Consider the following 25,374-nt stretch of genomic DNA (forward strand, 5'->3'; position numbering starts at 1 on the left):
AAGAGGGAGGCTCTCTGCGGTGCCATCGCTAGGCTCAAGGACATCAACCCCGCGCGGCGCGCTCAAAGTGCTGCTGGTGGGAATCACGGCGGAAAAGCGCGCCATGGTGCGCGAGGTGCTAACCACGCTCGGCGAGCCGCCGCTCGCGATCGAGGAGGCTTCGCCGGCGCCGTCGCCGACGCAAAACGTCAAGGCTCCGGAAGCCGCCGACGTGATGATGGTGGTGTTCGATGGCGCCGAGGAGAACGCGCTCAATTATGTGCAGGAGCGCGCCGCGCATTCGCCACGCCCGGTGATTATCGCGCTCATCAGCGGCAAGAACCCGACCACGATGAAGCGCGCGCTGCGAGCCGGCGCCGACGAGATCATTTTTCTGCCGCTCGACGTGGGCGACGCCACCTGCGCGCTGCTCAAGATCAGCGAGGACCGGTGGCGCGCCGAGCGCCGCGACGGATGCGTGATCGTGTCGCTGACCAGCGTCGTCGGCGGCGTGGGCGTGACCTCACTCGCCGCGAATATCGGGCTCGCGCTGCGCCATGTCTTCGATCAGCGCGTGGCGCTGGTCGATTTGAATCTGCAGACCGGCGGACTTTCGGTTGCGCTCAATATCGAGCCCGAAGTGACGATGCTGCCGCTCGCGCGGCTCGATCAGAAGATGGATTCGATTCAACTCGAATCGGCGCTCACCAAGCATCCGTCGGGGCTGTACGTGCTGGCCGCGCCCAAGCGCATCGAGGAATGCGAGCTGGTTTCGGATATCACGGTTGGCACCGTTCTGGAGCTGATGCGCCAGCTATTCGATTACGTGATCGTCGACTGCGGCGGGCATATCGATGAAAACGCCGTGGCGGCGTGGGAGCGTTCAGATTATCTGTTCTATGTGTTGCGCCAGACGGTGATTTCCGCGCGCTGCGCGTGGCGTTTTATCGATCTGTATGAGCGGCTTGGCATCACCTCGCTCGAGCCGCGCTTCGTGCTCAACAACTATCAGCCCTCGCATCCGCTGAGCGACAAGCAGATCGAAGGCACGCTTGGGCGCACGCTGTTCGCGCGAATTCCGTCCGATGCGCGCACGGTGGAGCGTAGCGAGCTGACGGCGACGGATATTTTCCAGACTTCGCCTAATTCGCCCGTCGCCCGCGCGGTCGTGGACTTGACGCGACGGATCATGCCGGCCGGCGAGGCTGCCGCGCATGAGCGTTCCGGCATGTTGTCGCGGCTACTTTCCGCCATCGGAGGACGCTGATGCGGCTTGCGGACCGTCTTGCCCAGGGAGGCGCGGGTAAAGCCGGCGAAGCCGGTTCCGCGGGAGGATCGCTGATCGGTGCGACGCTCAGACGCCGCAAGGATGCGATGGTGGAAAGCTCGCGCCGTCTCAAAGTAAAGATTCATAACAAGCTGTTCGAGTCGATCGACATCTCCAAGCTCGAGGCGCTCGAGCCGCAGATGGTCTCGGGCAAAGTTACCGCCGCGATCAATGAGATCCTGAACGAAGAGGGCCGCCTCCTGACCGAAGGCGATCGCGCGCGCCTGGTCGATGAAATCAAGAACGAGCTGCTGGGCCTGGGCCCGCTCGAGCCGCTGCTCCGCGACGACGACATCACCGATATCCTGGTCAACGGCCACGGGCAGGTTTACGTCGAAAAGCAGGGCAAGCTGCATACCACCGAGGTTGCGTTCCAGGACGATCAGCACCTGATGCTGATCATCGAGCGCATCGTGTCGCGGGTCGGACGCCGCGTCGACGAGGCGTCGCCGATGGTCGATGCGCGCCTGCCCGACGGCTCGCGTATCAACGCGATTATCCCGCCGCTCGCGCTTGATGGGCCTGCGCTGTCGATTCGCCGCTTCGGCAAGCGGCGTTACGATATCGGCGCGCTGGTCGAGAAGGGCTCGCTCTCGCCGGAGCTGGTCGAGTTTCTGCAGGCGGTAGTGCGGGCGCGGCTCAACGTTCTCGTTTGCGGCGGCACCGGTTCGGGCAAGACCACGATGCTCAACTGCCTCTCCGCGTTCGTGCCCGAGGACGAGCGGATCGTGACGATCGAGGATTCCGCCGAGCTTTCGCTGCAGCAGCCACACGTGGTGCGCCTGGAGACGCGGCCCGCGAACCTGGAAGGCAGAGGCGAGGTTACGCAGCGCGACCTGGTGCGCAACTGTTTGCGTATGCGGCCGGATCGGATCGTCGTCGGCGAGGTTCGCGGCGCGGAAGTCTTTGACATGCTGCAAGCGATGTCGACCGGTCATGACGGATCGATCGCCACCATTCACGCCAATAGCGCGCGCGAGTGCCTGTCGCGCCTGGAGATGATGATGCTGCTGTCGGGCGTATCGATACCGCAGCGCGCGATGCGCCAGCAGGTCGCGTCGGCGGTCAATCTCATAGTTCATATCTCGCGGCTCTCGGACGGCTCGCGCAAGGTGCTGAAAATCTCGGAGGTCAGCGGCATGGAAGGCGAGATGATCATGATGCAGGATCTCTACGAATTTGTCCGCACCGATCATTCCGTTCAAGGCAAGATCGCCGGCTACTATCGCTCGACCGGGATCCGCTCGGTCTATGGTCAGCGGCTGGAAACCGTCGGCTTCAGGACCGACGCGCGCACTGTGTGATGCTGATGCCGGATATCGGAATCGCGTTCGGCGCGGCGGGGCTGGTCCTGCTCGGAGTTCTGACGCTCCTGCTATTGCGCGGCGCTAAACCCACGGTCAGCAGGGAAGTGTTGCGGCAGATGGCGCGGCCCGATATGGCCGTCGCGGTCGACATAATCCGCAGCGGCCGGCGCAAGCCGGCCTCCAGCGAGCTGTTCGCGCGAATTTATCGGATCGACGTGATGCAGCGGCTGGAAGAGCAGATGTGGCAGGCGGGGCTCTATGCCTCGGTCGCCGACGTGCTGTTGATCATCGTGCTGATGTTCGGCGCGGGCTTCGCGGCCGGGCAGGCGGTCTGGAAAGACAAATTGTTTGCGCTCGCGATGGGCGCAGCCCTGGGCGCGCTGCCGATTTTCTATATTCGCTTCCGGCGCCGCCGCCGGCTGCGCAACTTTGTGCGCCAGCTCCCGCCGGCGCTCGATCTGATCAAGTCATCGCTCGAAGCAGGTCACTCCTTGATGCGCGGACTGCAGGTCGTGGTCGATGAGTTTCCCGACCCGATCGGCAGCGAGATGCGCTCGGTGATCGAGCAGACGCGCCTTGGCTTGCCGCTGCCGCGATCGCTGGAGGAAATGCTGAAACGTGTGCCCGAGGAGGATCTGCGGCTGCTGGTCGTCGCGGTGAAAGTGCAGGCGGAGGTCGGCAGCTCGCTCGCGCAGATCATCGGGCGGCTGTCCGACATCGTGCGCAACCGCCAGCGCCTGCAGCAGCAGATTCACGCGCTGACGGCGCAGTCGCGGATGAGCGGGATCGTGGTGGGAATTCTGCCGGCGCTGATCCTGGCCGCGTTCAGTATTATCCAGCCCGATTACACGCACATGCTTTTCTACGACCCGACCGGGCTAAAAATTTTGAAGACCGCGATCTTTCTCGATGGGCTCGCGTTCCTGACGATTCGACGCCTGCTGCGGGTGCGATATTGAGATGATGACCTCGTTCTACGTGAGCCTGACGATCTTCCTGCTGGTGGCGGCGGCCGCGACCGCGCTCTACGCCGCGATCTTCGGTGCGCGGCGAATCTTCGAAGATCGGATCGCCGATATCGCGGTGAAGATGCGGGTCGCGTACGGCAATCCGACCGACGAGGAGATCAATTCGGATTCGTTTGCGCGGGGGCTGTTCCGATGGGTGGTGCGGCATCTGCCTGAGCCGCAGCTCGATGCCGAGGAAGCGGAAAAGTTGCAAACCGTGCTGGCGCGTGCGGGGTTCGCTCGCTCCGAAGACGTTTCGACCTTCAACTTTATTCGCCTCGGACTGATGGCGTTGCTCGGGGCGGCGGCGCTGGTGGCGGCAATCGCGCATGGCGCAGGCGGGATCAGACCACTATTGGCGGCGTTGGTCGGCGCCGGCGCCGGGCTGTTCGTCCCGCTTTTTTACGTCAGGCATCGGGCCGGAAATCGACAGCGCGCTATCTCATGTCAACTGTCCGACATCCTCGATTTGCTGGTCGTGTGCGTGGAAGCGGGCCTCGGATTATCGGAAGCGATCAAGATCGTCGGCAGCGAGGCTGAGCGGCAACAGCAGGAGATCGGTTCGGAGCTGGCCATCGTTTCAGGCGAATTGAGTGCGGGCGCGACGCTGGGACAGGCGCTGCGCAACCTCGCGACGCGCACCGCGGTCGAGGACATCAAGCCGCTATCGGCGACGCTGATCCAGAGTGAGCAACTCGGCGCGCAGGTCGGGCCTGCACTGCGCTCGATCTCGGATTCTCTGCGCACCACGCGCCGGATCCGGGCCGAGGAAGCCGCGCAGAAAACCACGGTCAAGATTCTCTTTCCGCTGGTGCTTTTCGTGCTGCCGGCGATGATGGCGGTGATCGTCGGTCCCGCGATGATCCAGGTTCTGCGAACGCTCAACCAATAGTAACCGCCAGTGACCGGCTCGCTCTTGACCCTGTCGCTGACCCGGCGCAAGGCTGATGCCATGGCCGATTCGTTTCTCAAGCAGCGCGCCCTGGAACTCTGGAACGAAGGCTGTGAGCATCACCAGCGATCCGACCTCGACCGCGCGATCGAGTTGTACACCAAGAGTATCGAGATGTTTCCGACGGCCGAGGCCTACACCTTTCGCGGCTGGGCTTACCAGGGGCAGGGCAAGCTCGATGCGGCGATCGGAGAGTGCAAGCGCGCGATCGAAGTCGATCCGACCTTCGGTAATCCTTACAACGATATCGGCGCGTACCTGATCGAGAAGGGCGAGCTCGATGCGGCGATCGACTGGCTCGAACGCGCGAAGAAGGCCGAGCGCTACGAGCCGAAGCATTTTCCGTTCATGAATCTCGGCCGCGTTTATGCGCTGAAGGGCATGGTACGCAAGGCGATCGAGGAATTTGAAGGCGCGCTGCGCTTCGCGCCCGAGGATCCCGCGTGCAGCTCGGCGCTCGCACAATTGCGCGGGCTTCTGAACTGACGACGCGATGCTCAAGCCGGGAGACCTCGCCCCCGATTTTACGCTGCCGGCTCACGGCGGTGGTGATGTGAGCCTTGCGGCGATGCGCGGGCGCAAGGTGTTCCTGTGGTTCTATCCCGAAGCGGGGACGCCGGTATGCACGAGCGAGGGATGCAGCCTGCGCGACCATCAGAGTTACTTCGACGATTCCAATGTGCAGGTTCTCGGCGTCAGCTTCGATTCCGTCGAAACGAATGCAGAGTTCGCGGGCAAGCACGGCTTCTCTTTTCCGCTGCTCAGCGATCTGGATCGCAAGGTCGCGCTCTCATATGGCGCGTGCGGCGATGCCAAGGCCCGACACGCCGAGCGCATCAGTTTCGTGATCGACGAGAATGGCCGGATCGAGCGTGTCTATCCGCAGGTCGATCCGCGAAATCATGCGGCGCAGGTGTTGGCCGATATCCTCGGCGTTTGATTTGTTCGCTGCTGTTCCGATTCGAGACAGCTCGACTGTCGCGAGTGTTCACAAATCGGATTCGTCCCGGGACCCGCAACTCAGTGCGAGATATAGCTGAACGTCGAACAGTGTCCCGTTATCGGATACGTGGCCTGCCGCTTGCTCATCAGGTGTATGACCTCGGGAAATAATTGGGACACTCCCGCGGCAGGGGGCGTGAGCAAAGACGTGGAACAGGCAAACATTGCGCAGCGGTCGGACCTGGAAGACAACGAGCAAATCGAAACTGGCAGTGCAGCTTCGGGCGATATCGTCACGCTCGAGCATCTCGCGCAGGGCTCCGAGCGCGTTGGCGGGATGGTGATCCGCTCGGCGCAGATGCGCAAGGTGCTCAAGACGATTCTGCGTCTCGGGCCGTACAAGGCGACCGTCCTGATTCACGGCGAATCCGGTACCGGCAAAGAGCTCGTCGCGCGCGCGTTGCATACGCTCGGACCAGTTCCGAACGGGCCGTTCGTTACGTTCAATTGCTCGAACCTGGTCGAGTCGCTGGCGGAGTCGCAGCTCTTCGGGCATATCAAGGGCGCGTTTACCGATGCGCGCGAAGATTCGATCGGCTACTTCCGTTCGGCCAATGGCGGCACGCTCTTTCTCGATGAGATCGGCGACCTGCCGCTCAAGCTGCAGCCGAAGCTCTTGCGCGCGGTCGAGGCTCACGAAGTGCAGCCTGTCGGCTCGGCGCATACATACAAAGTTGATATTCGCCTGGTCGCGGCGACGAATCGCGATCTACGCGCGATGGTGCGGATGGGCCAGTTCCGCGACGATCTGTACTATCGCCTCAACACGGCGGCGATCTTCAATCCGCCGCTGCGCGAACGGCGCGAAGCAATTCCCTCGTTCATCGCGTATTACATCGAGCACTACAACCGGCTATGCGGCAAGAACATCATCGGCGTCGAGCGCGCGGTGCTCAATGCGCTCACGTCGTGCCCGTGGCCGGGCAATGTGCGCGAACTGGCGCATGCGATCGAAAGCGCGGTGATTCTGACGGACTCCGACGTGGTGCTGATCCAGGACCTGCCCGAGCATATCGTCGATGGCGAAGATGCGATTCTCGTTCCGAGTGAGCAGCACGACGAAATTGAACACGTCGCGCCGCGAGCGCATTCGCCGAAATCTGCGAGCCAGGAAACCTGGCCGTTCCTGCTCGACGAAGTAATCAAGCGGACTCTGATTCGCTCGCTCGAAGAGACCGACGGCAATCGCCGCCGCGCCGCTGATCTCCTTGGAGTGTCGCGCTCGACGCTGTACCGGATGCTCGCGCGCTACGGCCTCGACGGCGGCAATCACGAGCCGGCAGAAGCGGGCGTCGACGGCGGCAGGGATTCGGGAGTCGACAGTCTTTTCTAAGCCGCGCCGTTGCGCGCGGGAGCGTGGTGATTCAGAATTTCGGCTCGCGATGAAACATTCGGCGCGAGCAACTGCGATAGTTCTGTCTGCGATCACCCTTAGCGGCGCAATGCTCGCCAATGCGGGCTCGGCGCCGCCTGATGTCGTCAGCCTCGAGCGCGAAGTCTCCCTGCGCCTCGCCCACGTTCGCGACGAGGGACCGGTTGACGACGCCAAGCGCGCACAACTCTCCAAGGCCGCGCAGCTCGAGCAAACCAGCGAAGCCGCTATCGCCAAAGGCGACTACCAGACCGCCGAGAGCGACCTGCTGGCGGCCAAAACGATCCTCGACAACCTCAGCGACTGAATCCGCCGATGGCGCGCGGGTTTTTCCGCTCGGGACCGTTCTGATAGTTGTGGATATGGATGAATGGTCCGGATCAAATCTGGGCTGAGGCGCTCGGCACGCTCGAGCGCGGTCAGCGCTTTGCGCTTGCAACGGTGATCAATGTTCGCGGCTCCACGCCGCGCGAGGTCGGGGCCAAGATGATCGTGCGGACTGATGGGCAGTTCGGAACGATCGGCGGCGGATGCGGCGAGGCCGAGGTTTTTCGTAAAGCGCGCCTGCTGCTCGATGAAGGCCGCGGCACGCGGCTCGCCGAAGTCGACCTCACCGGAGATTTCGATCAGCAGCAGATCGGAAGCTGCGGCGGGATCATGGATGTCCTGGTCGATATCTGGTCGCCTGAGCGCGATATCGACACCGCCCGCAAGCTCGCCGAAGCTGCGGCCGAGAGCCGTCCCGCCAGTCTGCTTACGGTGATCGAAGCAGGGCGGCGCAGCGAAGCTCCGGTCGGAGCACGTGCCGTGATCGATCCAGCTGATGAAGCTCGGTCCGCGCCATTTGCGATTCCACTGCCGGCGTTCACACGAATCGTTGCGCGCACTCGCGATGCGCTTGCTGGACTTCTCGAAATCGAAAGCGACGGCGGAGTACGGCAGGTCACTCACATTGCGAACGGCACGTCGCCGCGGGTTTTCATCGATCCGATCGTCGGTGCGCAGCGGCTGATAATCGCGGGCGGCGGTCATATCGCGCAGCCGCTAAGCCAGCTCGGCGCGATGCTGGGCTTTCATGTCACCGTGATCGACGACAGGGCCTCATTTGCCAATCGCGAGCGTTTTCCCGATGCTGACGAGATTATCGTGCGCGCGTTCGGCGAGGCCGTCGCATCGCTTTCGCTCGATACGCACTGCTACCTGGTCTCGGTGACGCGGGGCCATGCCTTCGACGAGGAAACGGTTCGCGCCGCGTTGCTTTCGCCGTGCGGCTTCGTTGGGATGATCGGATCGCGGCGCCGGGTAAAGGCGATGCTCGAGCGGCTCGGCGAGTCGGGCGTACCGGTGGAGCGGCTGAACGAAGTTCACGCTCCGCTCGGACTCGATATCGGCGCCGAGACGCCGGAGGAGATTGCGCTCGCGATCATGGCCGAGATCGTGCGCGAGCGGCGGCTTGGCCTGCGTGATGAGCTCACTTTGGGCGTCAAATCCGGGCGGCTGGGGAAGAAGAGCTAGAGCGTGGCGCGAGTCGCGGGAATTCTTCTGGCGGCCGGCGAGTCGCGCCGCATGGGCTATCCGAAGCCGCTGCTGAAGATCGGAGCGCGGACCTTCGTCGAGCAGACGATTACGACGATGCTCGAAGTGGTGCCGCGAGTCGTGGTCGTGCTCGGTGCCCATGCGGAACGGATCCGGCCGGCGATTGCGCTCGATCCGCGCGTGAGTGTGGTCGAGAATCGAAACTTTATGCGCGGGCAGCTCTCCTCGCTGCAGGCCGGGATCGAGGCGGTGCGAAGCGATATCGACGGCATAATGATCCATCTCGCGGATCATCCTACCGTTCGAGTGGACACGTTCCGTGCCGTGCTGTCGAGCTACGGCCGGGGTGGCGAGCAGATCGTGATCGCGCGCTACCAGGGGCGCCGAGGGCATCCGGTGATCTTCGATCGGTCGATCTTCGACGAGCTGATCCATGCTTCCGATACCGAAGGCGCGCGGGCGGTCGTCAATGCAGACCCGTCGCGCGTGAGCTATGTTGATGTTGACGATCCCGGCGTGGTGCTCGACCTCGATACGCCCGAAGACGTCGAGCATGCGGGATTCGTGGCGCCGCCGCGGGAATGGTAAATCGCGGCTGCACATTTTTTCGGCACCCATCATTGAGAGCCTGCGTAACCGCCGCTATTCCTGAACGTACTTACAGGCAGATATGCGTGGGCGATTGGCGAGCAGGAAGATCGCTTGGAGCTTGACGGCTAAACCTGACGAGGAGCTGATAGGCGAAGTTCTTGCCGGGGATGCGGGCGCCTTCAACGAGCTTTCGACACGGCATCGGCCGCGCGTCGAACGGCTGTGCCAGCGCTTTTTCTCCGATCCTGAGATGGCGCGGGACCTGGCCCAGGAGAGCTTTATCCGGGCTTACACGGCGCTGGCCAGTTATCGCCGCGAGATGCCGTTCGGCGGCTGGCTGCGTTCGATAGTAATCAACTTGTGCTATGACGAGTTGCGCAGACGGCGGCGCCGTCCCGAAGAGCTGGTCGGCGACTTCAACGCTCCAGAAGTGCAGTGGATGCATCTGGTCAACGATGCGTCGCCGGAAGACCTCGTGGGCGACGCGGAGGAGCGGCGCGAGGCTCACGACCTGGCGCATCGGCTGCTCGATACCTTGCGTCCCGAGGATCGGATGGTGATGGTGATGAAGGAAAGCGAGGACATGAGCGTGGCCGAGATCGCCCAAACGATGGGCTGGAGCGAGGCCAAAGTAAAAATCCGTGCGTTTCGCGCTCGACAATCGCTGCGCAAACAGGCGGAGCGGATGCTGGCGGCGGGACGCGACAGGTGAATCAGATGAATTGTTTCGAGACTCGACAAGAATTTCCCGCGCTGTGGCGCAAGACCGCGACGGAAGAGCGCCGCGCGGAGCTGCTCGCGCATCTCAAGAGCTGCGCCAAGTGCGATCATGCGTTTCGCGTGTTTGCGCTGACGGCGCCGGTGCTCTATTCGGCGACCGAGCCCGGCGGGCGCATCGCGATCGAGCGCAGAGTTGGAGCATTGGCGCGGCGCGGCGCGATGGTCTCGCGCGGATCGACTTGGCAGCGCCAGATGGTGGCGATGTGCGCCGGCGTCATGGTCCTCTTCATGGCCAGCGCGGCGGCCTATCTCTCGGTGACGGTGCCAGTTAGCTCGTACTCTGACGAAATCACCAATTCGGAATCGGCGCTCGACTTACCCGCGGCTGACACCTCGGTGATGGGCAACGACTTTGCCGGATAAGTCCAATCTCTGGTCGATAGCGATCACTGCAATTGCCAGCGTGCTGATCGGGTTTGCGATCAGCACACTCGCCTACAGAATGCGAATCTTGAGGGTGCCAGCCGGCAGCTTTGTTGGTCGGCTGGACAATAAAGTGCATCTCACGTCGGCGCAGCGCGACCAGGTCACCGAAATCATTCGCAACACGCGCGACAAGATCGAAGATATCCGGCGCGACTTCTTCCGTGCTCGACGCGCCGCGATGTGGGAGTCGTACGACAAGGTCAGGGATGTGCTGACTCCTGATCAGCAGGCGATCTTCGATCGCGATTTTGCCCCGCCGTGGGGAAGCCGCAAGGAAGCCGAAGTCGAGCACCCAGCTGCGAGCCCGTCGCCATCGCCAGCCGGCAACTAAGATCGACAGAGTCTGCCGATTAGCTCGCCGTCTCGGACCCGCTCTCTATGCGGGCGGGCGCGCAGATTTCGTGTTGTTTTCGGAAGGAGCTGGACGTCTTTCGAGCTTTATCACTCGCGAACGGTCGCCGACTGGCGCCGATGCCGGAGCGCTGGCGCGCTTGGCGATAGGCTTGCGCCGCTGGTTCATCATGACGCGCGCACAATCGTAGCAGAAGGCGATTACTTGCAACTCGCCCCGGTCGTCCTGGCCGAGGACAAGCACGGTTCCGAGATTCTCGTCACCCATAAAGGTGCAGCGGCTACAAGGGAAACCGAGGATCCACTCTTTCATCTTCTGATTCATTGATCTGCCTTTGCGCGGGTCACAGTTTGGCCGGCGCGATAAGGACCTATGCAACAATATTTGGATGCGATCTCGCTCAAGCGGCTTTAGCTGACAGTCGCCTCATTGGGTGAATTCATCGTTCGGGTTTGCGAGACCGCCGCAGGAAGGAAATGGTTGAGCGATCCACTAGCGCCAGTATCTGACCTGGCCGTCAGGCAATTTTTCACTCTCACGGTTACGCCCCCCTTTGGCTTATCCGTCGAGTTCAATGTGGTAGTCTTCTACATACCGGCGTTCGGTATGTCAACATCAAACTTAAATGAACGCTTTGCCAACTTAAGTTAATTTAATCAAGTTGCGTGAATTTCAGATTTTGTCCTTTTTTGCCCGCTATTGACCAAAGTGATTTGCATTTAACTGTTAATCAATGAAAATGCGCTCTATTGGTGGTTACGATTGGATATTACTTGCGCTGACGCGGCGCCCTGAATAAAGATTACTCTCGACATGGCCCAGGAAGTTGTATCGCATTCCCGCGATCATCGCGCCGAGGAAACTCGCGATGCGATCGTGACGGCCGCGCGTAAGCTTTTTGCGACCAAAGGTTACGCCGACACCTCGATTCGCGACCTAGTCCAGGCGGCGGGCGTCACTCGCGGGGCCCTCTATCATCATTTCAAGGACAAGGAGGCGCTCTTCGCGCGGGTCTTCGAGTTTGTCGCCCGCGAGACCTTGGGCATCACGCTCGCGGCCGCTGCGCACGGCGATAACCTGTGGGATCGAATCCGCGACGGCCGCGAGGCTTGGCTGAAATCGTGCACGCGGCCTGAGGTCTATCGCATCATGCTGATCGATGGTCGCAGCGTGTTGAGCGCTGAGCGCCGTCGCGAAATCCTGGGTTCCATCGGTTCTCTCGAATCCAACCTGATAAAGGCCTCGATCGAGGCACTGATGGATTCTGGCGACGTACCGCGTGTAGTGCCGGTCGAACCGGTTGCCACCTTGCTGACGGGCGCGTTCGATGCCGCCGCGCTCATGATCGCCGAAGCGGACGACAAGGAGAAGGTGCGCCGCGAGGTTGGCGATACGCTGACGATGCTCCTCGAAGCGCTTCGTGACTACGCAACTAACCTCGGGCAATAGGCCTACAGTGCGCCGATTTGCTTGAGGGTCTTTTCTGCCTCGGCCGAGACGTTGGGATTCTTGACGCTGTCCGCCAGCGCCACACGCAGATACTTCACAGCTTCGTCGCGGTTTCCCGTCGATGCGTAGATCTCTCCCATCCTGAGAGCCGCAAACGAGTTCTTCGGATCGACTTCATATGCCTTACGAAAATAGGTCAGGGCGTCGTCATTTTTGGGGGGCTGAAACGACAGGTAGGCCTCACCGATGTTCAGATAGCCGGTGACCTGGTTGGGCTGGTTCTTGACCAGCTTCTGATAGACCTTGACGACGTTGGCGAAGTCCGATCGCGAGTTGTAGTAGAGCCCCAGGTAAACGTAGGCGTCGGCGTATGTCGGATCGATGTCAGTCGCCTGCCAGAGTAGCTTCACCGCCTCGTTGCTGTCTTGCATCTTGATCGCGGCCTGCACCAGCTCCCGCGCCTTGGCGGTGTTGGCATCGTCGGCCCGAGCGGGGCGTAACGCGATCGAGATCGATAAGACAGTTGCCGCAGCGAGCGTGATAAGCGAAAGTGCGGAACAACGACGGGGCATGACTTCAGGTGGAGCTTTCGGGACGCTGTTAGAATCGTGCCATGAATGGCGCACGAATCAAAGTCGCCCGATTTCCATCGCGATAGCGGCTCTCTGAGAGCGAGCAACGGGATGAAGCAGCATCGATTTAAGGCCAACGGACTTTTGCTCAATTGCGTTGACTACGGCGGCGCGGGCAAGCCCGCGTTGCTCTTCGTCCACGGCGGCTCGGCTCACGCGCATTGGTGGGACTTCGTCGCGCCCGCCTTTATCGACGATTTCCACGCGCTCGCGATCGACCAGCGCGGCCACGGCGAAAGCGAATGGCCCGCGGATTGGGCCTATGGCTCACGCCATTATGTAGCGGATCTCGACCAGGTGATCGATCAATGGAACTTCGGTCCGCCAATCCTCGTCGGGCATTCGATGGGCGCGCATAACGTGCTCGTTTATGCGGCGGCGCACGCCGATAAGCTGCGCGGCCTGGTTGCGATCGACAGCCCGCCCGATTACAGCGAGGCGTCGGTTCAGTTCCTGCGCAAATATGCCGAGCGCCCGGGGCGCCGCTTCGACTCGCTGGATGAGGCGGTGTCGAATTTCAAGGTCCTGCCGCGCGAGACGCTGGCGAGCAAGGAGATCCTCGAGCACGTCGCGCGCAAGACCTACCGACAGGTCGATGACGGTAAATGGATTCACAAAATCGATCGCCGCACTATGATCCGCGAGCCGCTCACGATGTGGGAGTCGCTGCATCGCGTCACCTGCCCCGCCCTGCTCATCAAGATCAAGAAGAGCCCATTGCTCGCGATCGATCAGGCGCGCAAGATGGTCGAAGCCATGCCCAAGGGCGAGCTCGCCGAGATCGACGATTCGTACCATCATGCGATGCTCGACAATCCGCGCGGTTTGATCGCCGCGATGAAGAAGTTTCTCGACAAGCTTAAGTGACCGAACCGCATCAGCATCTTTTCGACGGCGCGCCGCGGCTGCACTACCTGGAATGGAATTCGGACGCGAAACAGACGCTGATCCTGCTGCATGGCAACTCGGCCAATGCTTGGTGGTGGGAGGCGGTCGCGCGCGCGATCTCGCGCGACTTTCGAATCGTCGCGCTCGATCAGCGCGGCCACGGGGACAGCGAATGGGTTCAGCCACCAGCGTACGCGCCGCGCGAATACGCCCAGGACCTCGCGCGCTTCATCGAACATGATTCGCAACTGCACGGTCGCCCGATCATCGTCGGGCACAGCATGGGCGGGTTGAGCGTCCTCGCCTATGCCGCGAAGCATCTTGATGCCGCGCGCGGCGCGATCGTGATCGATTCCGCGATCGTGTCGAGCCGCGGCCGCGATCGTTATCTGCGCCGCCTGAAGAGCCTACCTGTCGTTACTTATCCCGATCTTGAAACCGCCAAGGCGCGCTATCGCCTGATGCCGAATGAAGGCGAGATCGCGCCTGAGATCCTCGGCACCGTCGCGGAGAAGAGTCTCGCGCGCACCGATGAAGGGCGATGGACGCTGAAGTTCGATCGCGACAGCTTCTTCGGCGGCGACGGCATGAACGTGGTCGAGGCTCTCGCCGCTGTGACGATCCCAACCCTGCTGGTGCGTGCGGAGAACAGCCGCATCATGACGGTGGAAGGCCTCGAGCGCGCCGCCATCGCCAATCCGCGCGCGCAAGCGGTGACGATCCCGGGTGCGCATCATCATGTTCTGCTCGAGATGCCGGCCGCTGTCGCCCAAGTGATCGAAGACTTCGCGCGCAGCCTCGAATGAAGGCGCGGCGCAGCAGGCCAATCACTCTGAAGATCCCAGCGCGGTTTTTGTCGGTCCCCTACGACGGCTCTCGATATCCAGGTGCCATCAAGGCTTCGGACCTGCGCGACGGCGCGAACTGTCAGCGATTTGCATTCGAGCTACTGCGGCACTTCGGCAGGACGGTTCCGAATTTTCGTTCGAGCGAGCTATGGGACGATGCTGAGCAGACGACGATCGCGAAGCGACTCCGCCCTCTCGATCTGTTGCTGTTCAGCCGCGACGGTCGCGCGTGGGGCGCGCATGTTGGCGTCTATCTCGGTGAAGGCCAGGTGATTCATCTGGCGAAGAAAGTCGGACGTCCCGAGATCTGGACGATGGCTGACTTCGCGGCCGATCCTTCTTATCGAGTGTTCATCGGGGCCAAGCGCGTCAGAGCGTCGTCGCGCGTGCGAGCGCGTTAGCCCTTCCGGCAGACCACCTCGATATTGTTGCCATCGGGATCGAAAATGAACGCGGCGTAGTAGGTCGGAGTATATTGGGCGCGAATCCCGGGCGCGCCGTTGTCGATACCACCCGCCGCGATCGCGGCTTGATAGAACGCGTCGACGGCAGTGCGGTCTTTCGCGCCGAACGCAAAGTGCGATCGATTGCGCGGCTCGCCGACGTGGATCCAGAACGAGGGAAATGAATCGTCGCCGAACCCGATAGCGTTCTCCAGTTCATAAATGATTTTGAAGTCGAGCGGTGCCAGCACCTGGGCGTAGAAATCCTTGCTACACGCAAGATCGGAAACAAATAGTTCCATGTGATCGAGCATCGGCGAAATCCTCCGCTTAACGATCAGTCAACGCGTCAAAGCGGCCGTTCCATCTTGCGATGTGCAATTCCTGCCTCCTCGAACACGTCGCCGATCGGAATATAGCCGCTGCGCAGGTAGAAACCTTCCGCAGTGAGTTGCGCATGAAGCACAGCCACGCGAAAACCGCGCGCGCGTGCCGCGTTCATCAGAAATTCCAGGATCTCGCGGCCGATTCCGCTGCCGCGCAGCTCGCGCAGCACCGCCATCCTGCCGATTTTGATTTCGTGCTCGCCATGCGGCAGCATCCTGCCTGTGCCGACCGGAGCGCCATCGATGAGCGCGAGCGCATGGAAGGCGCGCGCATCGTCGTCATCGAGCTCGATTGCTTCAGGCACGTTCTGCTCTTCGATAAAGACGCGGCGGCGAATCGCATAAGCCTGCTCGAATTGCGCCGGCGTCGTGATCGCGACGACTTCGATGTTCTCGTGACCCGCCATGCCGCCTCAGTATCGCGCCGATTGTCTCGCGTCAAACTCGGGGTTCATCGTGCGATGAGGCCTGTGCTACGCTTTCGCGCGTAAAGCAAATGCCGAAGCTTCAGGAAACGATTTATGCGCCGGAATTCGAGGGCGGAACGTGGGTGCAGGGCGCGCCCGTCGTGCTCAGCGCGTTGCGCGACAAGGCTGTCGTGCTGGTCGATTTCTGGGATTTTACTTGCGTCAATTGTATCCGCACGTTGCCGTACGTTGCGCAGTGGCATCGGCGTTACGCCGACAAGGGGCTCGTCGTAGTCGGAGTGCATGCGCCGGAGTTTTCATTCGCGCGTGAGGGCTCGTTCGTCGTCGATGCAGCGCGGCGCTTCGGTCTCGAGTATCCAATAGTGCTCGACAATGAATACGCGATCTGGCGCGCCTACACGAACCGTTTCTGGCCGGCGAAATATCTCGTCGATGCCAAGCGGCGGATTCGCTACTACCACTTCGGCGAAGGCGCATACGAGGAAAGCGAAATCGCGATTCAGCAGGCACTGCGCGATTTGAATCCTGCGATCGAGTTGCCGCCGCCGATGCCGCCGATGCGCGACAGCGACCGTCCCGGCGCGGTGTGCTATCGCGTTACGCCCGAGCTTTATCTCGGCCACGCGCGCGGACAGTTCGGAAATCCTGGTGGAGTTGCGAAGGACACCGCCTACGACTACACCGATCCCGGACGTCACATGGAAGGGCTGGCGTTCCTCGGCGGGCGATGGCGTGTCGAGCAGGAAGCCGCGCACGCTGACGCGGCGGGTGCGTCGCTTGCGATTCGCTACACCTCGAAAGACGTCAACCTCGTGATGGCGCCGCCGCCCGGTCTCTCGATTCGTGCCGAATTGATCCTGGGCGAAGGTGAGAAGCCGGGCGACGATGTGAGACTTGAAGGCGGGCGTGCGTTTGTCACCGTCGATCGCCCGCGGATGTATTCGCTGGTGTCGAACGACTCGGTGAACTCCGGCGCGCTCACGATTCGCGCCGAAGCGGCAGGTCTCACCCTGTATGCGTTCACATTCATCTCGTGCGCGGTCGCATAGTCCGCGAAGGCGAATCCAATGGAACAGGAACCAGTCAAGGCCACGGATTCAGAAATCAAAGCTGCAGCCGAGGTTTTGCTCGCGGCGCGTTATCCGATTGCACTGACGGGGGCGGGGATGTCGGTCGAAAGCGGGATCCCGCCGTTTCGCGGCCCGGGCGGACTCTGGACGAAATACGGCGAGCCGCCGACGAACGGCTTCCAGCGCTTTCTTGCCGACCCCAAGAAGGCGTGGGAAGAGCGCCTCGCGAGCCGCAACGACGAGCTCTACAAGCCGCTGTCCGTTGCCAAGCCGAATCCGGGGCACGCGGCGCTCGTCGAGCTCGAGACGATGGGCGTGCTGCGGTTCGTAATTACACAAAATGTGGACGATCTGCATCGCCAGGCAGGCCAGAAGTCACTGGCCGAGATTCACGGCAACTGGACCCTGATCCGATGCATCGACTGCGGCCGCAGGTTCCAGCGCGAGGAAATCAGTCTCGAAGCGCTGCCGCCGATCTGCCCGAAATGTGAAGGCATCCTCAAGAGCGACACCGTCTCGTTTGGCGAGCCGATCCCGACCGACGTGCTCAACCAGTGCGCGCGCCACGCCGCCCAGTCCGACCTCGTGATCGTCGCCGGCACTTCAGCCACCGTCTACCCCGCAGCCGGCTTCGCCATCGAAGTAAAAGAACGCGGCGGCACGTTGATCGAAGTAAATCTCTACGAATCCGAAATCACCCGATTCTGCGACATAAGCCTCCGCGGAGGCTCCGCCGAAATCCTCCCGCGCCTGGTCGCCGCCGTGAGCGCATCGAGGAAACAAAAGCTGTCCTGATCTTCAGGTGAGATTTTGCTCGGGCTTTTCGGCGGGGGCTTTGCGTTTGTGAAGCAGGACCATTTCGTCACTGCCGTCTAGTTCGGTGGGGTTGCTGGTCAGGATTATTTCGTAGCGGTCCTGTAGCGACACTGGCGAGGCGAAGTAGATCGAGCGCCAGGCGATCAGGTAGTCGGGGAGGTTGGGATTGGTGGTGTGGAGGATCGGCATGTTGCGGCCGCTGTAAAACGCCACGTCGTAGTTCAGGATTTCGAGGTAGCCAATCGGATCGCTGCCGACTTCTTTCATCGTATCGATCGCAAATGTTTTTAATGACAACGTGTTAGCAATCGCCGGCACGACGATGATGTTCGTGGCGAGCGAGATCAGCGTCATCGCGAGGGCGATCGGCACGACGAGGCGCTGGATTGCGGCCCGCCTCGCCAGCATCCAGATGCCGAGCACGAGTGCGAGCGCCGGGATTGCGACGGCGGCGTTGGCGTGCGATCTCACCGCAGTCGCGAGCGCAGGCATGAAGCCGGGATTCTGGATACCTGCCGCGTAGATTATCTGATGCAGCCGGTCCTGCTGATATGCAAGTAGTGTCAGCGCGCCGAGTGCGCCAGCGGCGCACATCGCCAGGGCGGATCCGGAAAGCTTCTGCATCCATCTGACCCAGGTTTTCACGCCACTTGCGCTATTGGTGATTGCGCTCACGATGTATATCCCCGCGATCGTCGCGAGCGCGGGATAAAGCGCGAGCAGGTACACGCCGCGCTTGCTCTGCGGGATGTTGTAGAAAAAGAGCACGATTGCGAACCACAAAAGAAAGTACGCGAGGCGCTGGTCGATCGGCCGCGGGCGGCGGAGCGCCTGCAGGGCCGGAATCGGCATCACGATCGTCCACGGCAGGAAGCCTGCGAGCAGCGCGAATTCCATGTAGTAGAACGGATGCGCGTGCGGCTCGTGAACGGTGGCGCTGCCGACGACGCGAAACAGGTTCTCCGCGAGAATCTGCTTTTCGAAGAACGCGGGCCCGCCGACGATAAACGCCGCGACGTACCATCCCCCGGCAAGGATCGCGACAACAATCGCGCCGCGCACGAGAGCCAGGTCGCGCAGCAGCGGCCATTTTCGATAAAGCGCGATCCATGCGAGCGCGACCGCGCCGGGTAGCGCCGCACCCACGGGTCCCTTGGTCAGGATCGCGCAGGCGATCGCGACGTACAGCAGCATCCGCCGCGTCGTCAGCCCCTCGGCCATCATGATGAACTCGAAGAACGCGACCTCCATGAAAAACGTCAGCGTCATATCGACGCGCGCGCCCGTCGCCGCCTGCAAATACTGGAACGTCGTCGCCATCATGAGCGCCGCGAAGAATGCGCTCAGGTTGTCGAAGATGCGGCGGCCATAAAAATAGCAGACCAGTACGCCACCGATTCCGAACGCAGCCGACGGCAGCCGCACCGTGAATTCCGTCACGCCGCCGACGAGCGAGATGAGCGCCGCCAGCCAATGCATCAGCAGCGGCTTCGACGGTATCTCGACGCCGGCGCGCTGCGGCAGGATGAATCCGCCGCCATGCGTCATGTTGTAAATCGTCACCGCCTCGCGCGGTTCGCCCTTGGTATAGAGCGGATAGCCGCCGAGGTTCACGAGGTAGAGCGCGACCGTCATGATGATGAGGATCGGCAGCGCATTGTGCGGCTCGGCGATCGCGCTCAGCCATCGCGGGATCGCGGGGCGCGGCTCGAGTCGCGGTGAATCGGGCGCTGGTGCCTCTCGTGTTTCGGGCGCGTTCGCAGCGGGCTCGTCGAGTGCGTCGCCCGCTTCGTTTCGGTCATCCATTTGCAAGTTCAGCTACCGCGACTAACATACCTGCACCAAATTAAATTAGCAGGAGGGGCGCGCGCGCCCTTCATCGCACGCAGGAGAAGAGTCATGGCGGAGCGCCTCGAAGATAAAGTTGCGATCGTTACCGGATGCGGACGCGAGCGCGGAATCGGACGCGCGATCGCGCTCCGGCTCGCGCGCGAGGGTGCGCACGTCGTCGCGGCGGACTACTGCCGCGCGATGAGCGAGTATCCCGATGCGAAGTTCGGCCAGATGCAGGAGCTCGAAGGCGTCGCCGCCGAGATCCGCAAGCTCGGACGCCGCAGTATCGCGGTCAAAGTCGACGTCACCGACGAGGCCGAGGTCGAGGCGATGACGGCCGCCGCGATCAAGGAGTTCGGCCGCGTCGACATCCTGTGTAACAACGCGGGTGGCGGCGTCGGCGGCGGCCCCGTCGTGCAACATTCACTCGATGCGTGGAATCGCACGGTCGCGATCAACCTGACCGGCACGTTCCTGTGCGCGAAGCACGTCGCGCCGCAGATTATCGCGGGCGGCCGCGGTGGGCGGATCATCAACACCGCATCGATCGCGGGCAAGCGCGGCGGGCCCGGGATGGCGGCGTACTGCGCGGCGAAGCACGGCGTGATCGGGCTCACGCGATGCCTCGCGCTCGAGCTCGGCCAGTTCGGGATCACGGTGAACGCAGTATGCCCCGGCTTCGTCGAGACTCAGCTCTTCGAGGGGTTGATTAACATGGTCGGCACGGCGCGCAATCTGAATCGCGAGCAGGTGCTGCAAACGTTCGTTGCGCAGGTGCCGATGGGCCGGATGGAAAACGGCGACGACGTGGCCGATGTCGTCGCGTTCCTCGCATCGAAGGACGGCGGCTATATGACCGGCCAGGCGCTAAACATCTGCGGTGGCGTCGAAGTGCATTGATTGAAAATAGCCTCTCCCGCGGCTGCCGTCACAGGCCGCGGCCTCTCCCGGTGTGCGACTTCCGCCTGTGGCGTCAGCCGCGGGCGAGGCTATTCAATCGCAGATCGAACTCGACGAAATTAGTATTCGTTCTTGATGAGGACGCGATCCTTGCCGTCGTAGATGTAGACGTCGGTTGGATTCTCGTCGCGCGTGATCTTGTGGGAGCCGTCGCAGAACGGCTTGTTCTTGGAGAGGCCGCAGGCGCAGATGTAGAGCGGCAGTTCGGTTCCTTCGGGAACTTCGTAAGGGCCGTTTTTTTCGTGCCTTATGATTCGGGCCATCGGATGTGTCCTCGATATTCGCGCGCGCGGCGCGGCTTGGATTTCAAGCCACTTAAGATCACGTGGCACCCGGCAGTCAAATGGAACTGGCTAGCCGAGCGGCTGATGGATCGATTCGGCGATTTCGACCTCGTCATGATGCGTCCGATGGCCCTCGGCGCCGAGCACGAGACCGAGCACGCCTGAGATCGCGATCAGGATTCCGATCACCTCGCGGCGCGTCGCATGCTCGCCGAGGAAGATCACAGCAAACAGAATCGACAAGAGCGGGATTCCCGGCACGACCAGCGCGGTCGTCCACGCGAGCGAGAGCCGGCTGATGGCGCCGTACCAGGTGAGCGCGCCGAAGAAGTAGATCAGCACGCCGGTGAAGATCGTGACGGCGAGCATTTGCGGATTGGCGAGCTGCGGAACGGTGGCGGCGCGGAACACCAGGAGCAGCGCCGTCATGAACATCGAGGCGTAGATGAAGCGCGCGCCGGTGACCGTCGCGGGCGACAGCGGCGGCATCACCTTGAGCCCGATGACATGCGAGGTCTGCCAGAAGAATGGCGTGATAAACACGAGACCCGCGGCCCACCACGGCGATAGGGAGCCGCCGCCAAATACCGACGAGATTCCGATCAGAATCACGGCAGTCGCAGCGACCTGACGCAGCGACGGGCGCTCGCCTACAAAAATCGTGGAGAGCACGAGCGAATATACCGGCTCGCTCTGCAGCAGCAGCACGCCCAGCACGGCGTTTATCTTTGCGAGGCCGTAAGTGACGGTGAGGCTCGTCATCACGGTGCCGCTGAGGCCCATCAGGCAGAGCCGCGTTCTGAAGCGCGGATCGAAGATGGTGCTGAGGTTTCCGCTGATCGACAGCCAGGCGATGGAGCAGAGCGCGGCGACGATCACGCATCCCGAGCAGAAAAGCAGGGGGTCGAGGTGCACCGCGCCAAAGCGCATCGCGACCGGCTGCCCCGCGCCAAGGATCGTGCTCAGGATCGCGCTCAGGATGCCGATTCGGAACGCCCGCGCGCGGCGCGCATGACGAGCCTCGGCGGCGGCCGCCAGATGCGCGGCGGCGCTCGGCGAAGTCGCGCTCATCGGATCGTCAGCGCCACCAGGATCACGATCACGCCCGCGATGATCCGATAGATCGCAAACGGCCGGTAGGTATGCGTGCGAACGTATCTGATGAGGAGAGCGATCGAGAGAATGCCGAAGAATGCTGAGGCGAGGAAGCCGAGACCGAGCTGCGAAGTGAGGCCGCCTTTGAGCGCCTTGTGCAACTCGAGCATCCCGGCGCCGGCGATGATCGGCGTCGCCATCAGGAACGAGAAATTCGCCGCATCTTCGCGTGCGAGACCGAGAAGCCTGGCCATCGTGATCGTCGCGCCCGAGCGCGAAACGCCCGGCACGATCGCCAGCGCTTGGCTGAGACCGATCAGGAACGCATCGACTACGGTCATCTGTCGTACTTTACGTTTGTCGGTGCTGTAGATGTCGGCGAGCCACAGGACGATGCCCATGATCGCGAGGGTGCAGGCGATTAGAGCCGGGGTGCGAAAAATCGTCTCGGCCTCTTTCTCGAATAGCACGCCGATGATGGCGCCCGGCACCGAGGCAATTATCAACAGCATCAACAGCCGCCGCGGCATCTGCTGTCCGCTCGCGAGCGACAATCCCATGTCGAGCCAATCGCGCCAGTAGTAGATGAGGAGCGCGAGCAAAGTGCCGAGATGAAGCGCCACGTCGAACGCCAGGCCGGGATCTTCCCAATTCAAAAGCCAAGGTATTATTACGAGATGCGCCGAGCTCGAGACGGGCAGGAACTCGGTGAGGCCCTGAACGATGCCGAGGACGATTGCTTGAGGGTTAGAAAGCATAAGGATTTCAGCTATTTACCGAGTAGGTGCAGACGTGCAACAATTTGCGGCCGATTAACCGAGCGGTCGGGAACAGCATCTAATGCATAATCGGATACCTTCGGTACGCTTGACCCGGCGGTCCGTAGGCTTAACAATACTGGTCGTGTCCGGCATCTGGGAGGGTCCACAAAGGTTCGGGAGGTCAGCGAACTTATGACGCCTGTAAGTCGTAGCGTTAGAGGCAAAGTCATCCCCCTCCGTGAAGGCAGTGTCATTGACGGCGATGCCACCTTAGTTCAGTCCGACGTTTGGGAGGATGTGAACCTTGGCGATCCCCATCCGTTCCCGCTGGTTTCGACTCTGCCGCGTCTGCCGGTAATGATCCCGGACGAGATCCTCGATTATTACGGATGGGTCTTCTGCCAGGGCGGATTCGTGAATCTGCAGATGACTTTCGAGCAGTTTCTGGCAGTCGTAGCCGCCGTTAGCCCCTCGGGTCTCTGCCCCGAGTACGACGAGTCCGAGGCCTCCTACCCCAACGAGTAGGTTCCCCAGAGTCGCGGCCGAGCGCATGCGTGACAAGGTGCGCTCGCCGGCGCAGACAATCTCCATCGATTATTGATCCAGTTGCAGTGCCGACGAGGTCGGCTTGAGCAAGGTGTTTCGCACCCATACGGATTTGACTCCAGCCGTATCGGTGGGTGACTTGAGACCGTTGTCTTGTGCGATCGTCTGCCAGTTTGCGGGGCTGCCAGTCACGCGCTTTGAGAGCGCCCGCAGATCCTCGCCAGGCAGCAGACTGTAGTTGACCCCGCCTTCCTTCGGTGTCCCGGTGGTCGGTGGATTCTTCGCGGCAATCTGATCGATCTTGTCGAACAAGTCGAGCCGCGTCGATGCTTTGTACTTATCGAGGTCGCTATCCGGGATGTCCTCGGTGCGGACGTTGACCACGATCGTGCTCCGATTGGGGCTCTCGGGTACGACCTGGATCTCATAGCGATATCGTGGATGCTTGTTGACGAGGCTTCCCCAGAAACCCACCGACTCGGCGTCGCGCCACTGCGTCGTGAGCTCGTTGTTGTCGGGAGTGGCGTTGGCCAGGAGGGCTTGCTCCATCAATGCGTCCTTGGTGTTGATGAACGCGTCGTGCGCCGAGTAAGGGACGGTGCGCTGCTCGCCGATGGCCGTATCGACATTCGCCGAGTACAACTCGCCGCATCCAGCGACCAGCGTCGCGGTTGCGATGCAGGCGAGGGCCTTGAGGCCGTGCTTAAGCCTGATCATGACATGGCTAAGGAAACCATTTGAGGATCGAGTGCGCAAGCTGCTCCCGCGAAACGAGCGATTTTTGCTAAATCCGGACTGGAATCGCGGGTCGAAAACCGCTTTCATCGTCGCGATGCGCCGCGCCTTGCACCCATCGCGGCCAGACTATAAGCAGGTAGTCCCTTATGACTGATGCAGGTTCGGCCCCACGCCATGTGATGGCAATCGTCGGCGGAGCAACCGCAGGCTCCGAGATAGCGCGAATCCTCGCGCAGCGCGGCGCCTGCGTGATCGTTTTCGAGCAGAACGCGCGGCCCTACGGCAAGATCGAAGACGGCCTCCCGCGATGGCATGCGAAGCAGCGGCGCGATGAGTACGAGCTCATCGACGAACGCCTCGACCATCCCAATATCAACTACGTACCGCTCACCCGGCTCGGCCGCGATCTGAGCTTTGAGGAACTGCGCACGGCATGGGGCCTCAATGGAATCGTGCTGACGCATGGCGCGTGGCGCGACCGGCCTTTCCCGGTCGAGGGCGCGGACAGGTTTGTCGACAACGGCCTCGTCTATCAGAATCCGCTCATCTACTGGTTCAATCACTACCTCGAAAAGACCTACGACGGCCCGCGCTATGAGCTGACTCCCGGCGCGATCGTCGTGGGCGGCGGGCTTGCCTCGATCGACGTCGTCAAGGTTCTGCAGATTGAGAACGCTCTCACCGCGCTCACCAAGCAGGGCATCAGCGAAGACATGATCAGGCTCGAGCGCGAGGGAATCGAACCCGTGCTCGCGCAGCACAACCTCAAGTGGTCGGACCTTGGCGTCGCGCCGTGCAAACTCTACTACCGGCGTCGCGTGCTCGATATGCCGCTGTCGGATATACCGCCCGATGCGCCGCCGAAGCGGGCCGACGCGCTCAGAGCCGCGCGCGCCAAGATTCTGGAAAAGGCACAGCGTAAGTACCTCTTCGAGTTCCAGGAACTCAGCGTGCCGACCGGGCTTGTCGTCGAGCACGATAAGATGGTTGGCGTGCAGTTCGGGCGCACCGAGCTCGTCGACGGGCAGGTGCGGCTCGCCGGCGGCCCGAGTGAGGCGGTTCGCGCACAAATGACGATCAGCTCGATCGGCAGCATCCCGGAACCGATTCCCGGCATCCCGCAGAAGGGCGAAGTCTACACCTACATCGATTCGAAGAGCGGCCTTCTGATCGAAGGCCCGACGTCGGTTTTCGCCGCGGGCAATGTGCTTACCGGCAAGGGCAACATCAAGGATTCGCTCGAGAGCGGCACCGAGATCGGAATCCGAATCGCGGAGGCATACCTGGGACTCTCCGACGAAGAGATCGACCTCATCGCCGGTGCGAAGAAGGCGGCCGAGGAGAGTGCCAACCGCATCGCGGACGTAATCGATTCGCGGCCCAAGCTCACACCCAAGGAGATCGAGGCGGTTCTCGCGCGCGTGCGCACTCGCCAGCGCCAAGTCGGTTACGACGGCGACTTCCGCGCCTGGATCGCAAAGGTCACGCCGCCGGATTTGCAGTAGCCGGATCTTCGCTGTGCAGACCTGAGCGACGCCGTGTTTTGCCTCGCTCGCCTTACGCCTA

General features: G+C 62.0%; 31 protein-coding genes. 22 read left to right on the top strand and 9 right to left on the bottom strand.

The genetic code is table 11. The features are described 5' to 3' along the window. The first annotated feature begins 19 nt into the window (after window positions 1–19). From VMA09_03975 to VMA09_04035, 13 genes are all read left to right on the top strand, one after another. On the top strand, window positions 20–1,246 hold the full coding sequence (locus VMA09_03975) for an AAA family ATPase (GenBank protein HUA32735.1): 1,227 nt from the start codon (window positions 20–22) through the stop codon (window positions 1,244–1,246). Then, on the top strand, window positions 1,246–2,610 hold the full coding sequence (locus VMA09_03980) for a CpaF family protein (GenBank protein HUA32736.1): 1,365 nt from the start codon (window positions 1,246–1,248) through the stop codon (window positions 2,608–2,610). The genes VMA09_03975 and VMA09_03980 overlap by 1 nt, the downstream gene beginning before the upstream one ends. A 5-nt stretch (window positions 2,611–2,615) precedes the next feature. Then, on the top strand, window positions 2,616–3,572 hold the full coding sequence (locus tag VMA09_03985; GenBank protein ID HUA32737.1) for a type II secretion system F family protein: 957 nt from the start codon (window positions 2,616–2,618) through the stop codon (window positions 3,570–3,572). A gap of 1 nt (window position 3,573) precedes the next feature. Continuing rightward, window positions 3,574–4,512 (top strand): type II secretion system F family protein, encoded by a 939-nt coding sequence (locus VMA09_03990; protein HUA32738.1) that lies wholly within the window; start codon window positions 3,574–3,576, stop codon window positions 4,510–4,512. 60 nt (window positions 4,513–4,572) lie between these two features. Further along, entirely contained in the window at window positions 4,573–5,058 is a 486-nt protein-coding gene (locus VMA09_03995) for a tetratricopeptide repeat protein (GenBank protein HUA32739.1), read from the top strand. Between the two features lie 7 nt (window positions 5,059–5,065). Continuing rightward, window positions 5,066–5,512, top strand: a complete 447-nt coding sequence (locus VMA09_04000; protein ID HUA32740.1) for a peroxiredoxin — start codon at window positions 5,066–5,068, stop codon at window positions 5,510–5,512. A gap of 210 nt (window positions 5,513–5,722) precedes the next feature. Continuing rightward, complete coding sequence (locus VMA09_04005) at window positions 5,723–6,907, top strand: sigma-54 dependent transcriptional regulator (protein HUA32741.1); 1,185 nt, start codon at window positions 5,723–5,725, stop codon at window positions 6,905–6,907. Between the two features lie 49 nt (window positions 6,908–6,956). Continuing rightward, on the top strand, window positions 6,957–7,253 hold the full coding sequence (locus VMA09_04010) for a hypothetical protein (protein ID HUA32742.1): 297 nt from the start codon (window positions 6,957–6,959) through the stop codon (window positions 7,251–7,253). A 59-nt stretch (window positions 7,254–7,312) separates the two neighbouring features. Then, a complete protein-coding gene (locus VMA09_04015; GenBank protein ID HUA32743.1) occupies window positions 7,313–8,461 on the top strand; it encodes an XdhC family protein in 1,149 nt (382 codons plus the stop codon). 3 nt (window positions 8,462–8,464) lie between these two features. Beyond that, window positions 8,465–9,070, top strand: a complete 606-nt coding sequence (locus VMA09_04020) for a nucleotidyltransferase family protein (protein ID HUA32744.1) — start codon at window positions 8,465–8,467, stop codon at window positions 9,068–9,070. A gap of 121 nt (window positions 9,071–9,191) precedes the next feature. Continuing rightward, window positions 9,192–9,785, top strand: coding sequence for an RNA polymerase sigma factor (locus VMA09_04025; GenBank protein ID HUA32745.1), 594 nt, complete (start codon window positions 9,192–9,194; stop codon window positions 9,783–9,785). 5 nt (window positions 9,786–9,790) lie between these two features. Further along, window positions 9,791–10,216 carry a hypothetical protein gene (locus VMA09_04030; GenBank protein HUA32746.1) on the top strand — a complete coding sequence of 142 codons (426 nt, stop codon included), beginning with the start codon at window positions 9,791–9,793 and terminating at the stop codon, window positions 10,214–10,216. A gap of 133 nt (window positions 10,217–10,349) precedes the next feature. After that, window positions 10,350–10,610, top strand: coding sequence for a hypothetical protein (locus VMA09_04035; GenBank protein ID HUA32747.1), 261 nt, complete (start codon window positions 10,350–10,352; stop codon window positions 10,608–10,610). Between the two features lie 45 nt (window positions 10,611–10,655). Here the strand turns inward: VMA09_04035 and VMA09_04040 are convergent, their stop codons facing one another. Beyond that, a complete protein-coding gene (locus tag VMA09_04040) occupies window positions 10,656–10,955 on the bottom strand; it encodes a hypothetical protein (protein HUA32748.1) in 300 nt (99 codons plus the stop codon). Between the two features lie 489 nt (window positions 10,956–11,444). On the opposite strand from VMA09_04040, the gene VMA09_04045 reads away from it, so the two are divergent. Continuing rightward, entirely contained in the window at window positions 11,445–12,080 is a 636-nt protein-coding gene (locus VMA09_04045; GenBank protein ID HUA32749.1) for a helix-turn-helix domain-containing protein, read from the top strand. Between the two features lie 2 nt (window positions 12,081–12,082). On the opposite strand, the gene VMA09_04050 is transcribed toward VMA09_04045, so the two are convergent. After that, window positions 12,083–12,652, bottom strand: a complete 570-nt coding sequence (locus VMA09_04050) for a tetratricopeptide repeat protein (GenBank protein ID HUA32750.1) — start codon at window positions 12,650–12,652, stop codon at window positions 12,083–12,085. A 111-nt stretch (window positions 12,653–12,763) separates the two neighbouring features. On the opposite strand from VMA09_04050, the gene VMA09_04055 reads away from it, so the two are divergent. The 3 genes from VMA09_04055 to VMA09_04065 are packed head-to-tail and all read left to right on the top strand — an operon-like array spanning window position 12,764 to window position 14,849. Continuing rightward, on the top strand, window positions 12,764–13,579 hold the full coding sequence (locus tag VMA09_04055) for an alpha/beta hydrolase (GenBank protein HUA32751.1): 816 nt from the start codon (window positions 12,764–12,766) through the stop codon (window positions 13,577–13,579). Continuing rightward, window positions 13,576–14,406: an alpha/beta hydrolase gene (locus tag VMA09_04060; protein ID HUA32752.1), complete on the top strand. Its 831-nt coding sequence runs from the start codon at window positions 13,576–13,578 to the stop codon at window positions 14,404–14,406. The genes VMA09_04055 and VMA09_04060 overlap by 4 nt, the downstream gene beginning before the upstream one ends. Continuing rightward, a complete protein-coding gene (locus VMA09_04065; protein ID HUA32753.1) occupies window positions 14,403–14,849 on the top strand; it encodes an NlpC/P60 family protein in 447 nt (148 codons plus the stop codon). The genes VMA09_04060 and VMA09_04065 overlap by 4 nt, the downstream gene beginning before the upstream one ends. On the opposite strand, the gene VMA09_04070 is transcribed toward VMA09_04065, so the two are convergent. Both VMA09_04070 and VMA09_04075 read right to left on the bottom strand, forming a co-directional pair. Beyond that, window positions 14,846–15,205 (bottom strand): VOC family protein, encoded by a 360-nt coding sequence (locus VMA09_04070; protein ID HUA32754.1) that lies wholly within the window; start codon window positions 15,203–15,205, stop codon window positions 14,846–14,848. The two genes, VMA09_04065 and VMA09_04070, sit on opposite strands and share 4 nt — an antisense overlap. Window positions 15,206–15,240: 35 nt before the next feature. Next, the gene (locus VMA09_04075; protein ID HUA32755.1) at window positions 15,241–15,684 is read right to left on the bottom strand and encodes a GNAT family N-acetyltransferase; all 444 of its coding nucleotides are present in this window, start codon (window positions 15,682–15,684) and stop codon (window positions 15,241–15,243) included. Window positions 15,685–15,773: 89 nt separating this feature from the next. Between VMA09_04075 and VMA09_04080 the strand changes: the two genes are divergently transcribed. Together VMA09_04080 and VMA09_04085 are read left to right on the top strand one after the other, a co-directional pair. Beyond that, window positions 15,774–16,754, top strand: coding sequence for a redoxin domain-containing protein (locus VMA09_04080; protein ID HUA32756.1), 981 nt, complete (start codon window positions 15,774–15,776; stop codon window positions 16,752–16,754). An 18-nt stretch (window positions 16,755–16,772) separates the two neighbouring features. Beyond that, entirely contained in the window at window positions 16,773–17,570 is a 798-nt protein-coding gene (locus VMA09_04085) for a Sir2 family NAD-dependent protein deacetylase (GenBank protein ID HUA32757.1), read from the top strand. Window positions 17,571–17,573: 3 nt separating this feature from the next. On the opposite strand, the gene VMA09_04090 is transcribed toward VMA09_04085, so the two are convergent. Next, window positions 17,574–19,397 (bottom strand): glycosyltransferase family 39 protein, encoded by a 1,824-nt coding sequence (locus VMA09_04090; protein HUA32758.1) that lies wholly within the window; start codon window positions 19,395–19,397, stop codon window positions 17,574–17,576. A gap of 93 nt (window positions 19,398–19,490) precedes the next feature. On the opposite strand from VMA09_04090, the gene VMA09_04095 reads away from it, so the two are divergent. Next, window positions 19,491–20,324 carry an SDR family NAD(P)-dependent oxidoreductase gene (locus tag VMA09_04095; GenBank protein ID HUA32759.1) on the top strand — a complete coding sequence of 278 codons (834 nt, stop codon included), beginning with the start codon at window positions 19,491–19,493 and terminating at the stop codon, window positions 20,322–20,324. A 119-nt stretch (window positions 20,325–20,443) separates the two neighbouring features. Here the strand turns inward: VMA09_04095 and VMA09_04100 are convergent, their stop codons facing one another. From VMA09_04100 to uppP, 3 genes are all read right to left on the bottom strand, one after another. Then, complete coding sequence (locus VMA09_04100) at window positions 20,444–20,647, bottom strand: CDGSH iron-sulfur domain-containing protein (protein HUA32760.1); 204 nt, start codon at window positions 20,645–20,647, stop codon at window positions 20,444–20,446. A 90-nt stretch (window positions 20,648–20,737) separates the two neighbouring features. Continuing rightward, a complete protein-coding gene (locus VMA09_04105) occupies window positions 20,738–21,739 on the bottom strand; it encodes a DMT family transporter (GenBank protein HUA32761.1) in 1,002 nt (333 codons plus the stop codon). After that, a complete protein-coding gene (gene uppP / locus VMA09_04110) occupies window positions 21,736–22,521 on the bottom strand; it encodes an undecaprenyl-diphosphatase UppP (GenBank protein HUA32762.1) in 786 nt (261 codons plus the stop codon). The genes VMA09_04105 and uppP overlap by 4 nt, the downstream gene beginning before the upstream one ends. 300 nt (window positions 22,522–22,821) lie before the next feature. Here uppP and VMA09_04115 point away from each other — a divergent pair, with 300 nt between their 5' ends. Continuing rightward, the gene (locus VMA09_04115; GenBank protein HUA32763.1) at window positions 22,822–23,049 is read left to right on the top strand and encodes a hypothetical protein; all 228 of its coding nucleotides are present in this window, start codon (window positions 22,822–22,824) and stop codon (window positions 23,047–23,049) included. Between the two features lie 69 nt (window positions 23,050–23,118). Here VMA09_04115 and VMA09_04120 read toward each other — a convergent pair whose 3' ends face one another. Then, window positions 23,119–23,787: a hypothetical protein gene (locus VMA09_04120; GenBank protein ID HUA32764.1), complete on the bottom strand. Its 669-nt coding sequence runs from the start codon at window positions 23,785–23,787 to the stop codon at window positions 23,119–23,121. Between the two features lie 167 nt (window positions 23,788–23,954). Between VMA09_04120 and VMA09_04125 the strand changes: the two genes are divergently transcribed. Then, the gene (locus VMA09_04125; protein HUA32765.1) at window positions 23,955–25,313 is read left to right on the top strand and encodes a hypothetical protein; all 1,359 of its coding nucleotides are present in this window, start codon (window positions 23,955–23,957) and stop codon (window positions 25,311–25,313) included. Window positions 25,314–25,374 lie beyond the last annotated feature (61 nt).

The organism is Candidatus Binataceae bacterium (assembly GCA_035508495.1).
Classification (GTDB): Bacteria; Desulfobacterota; Binatia; order Binatales; family Binataceae; genus JASHPB01.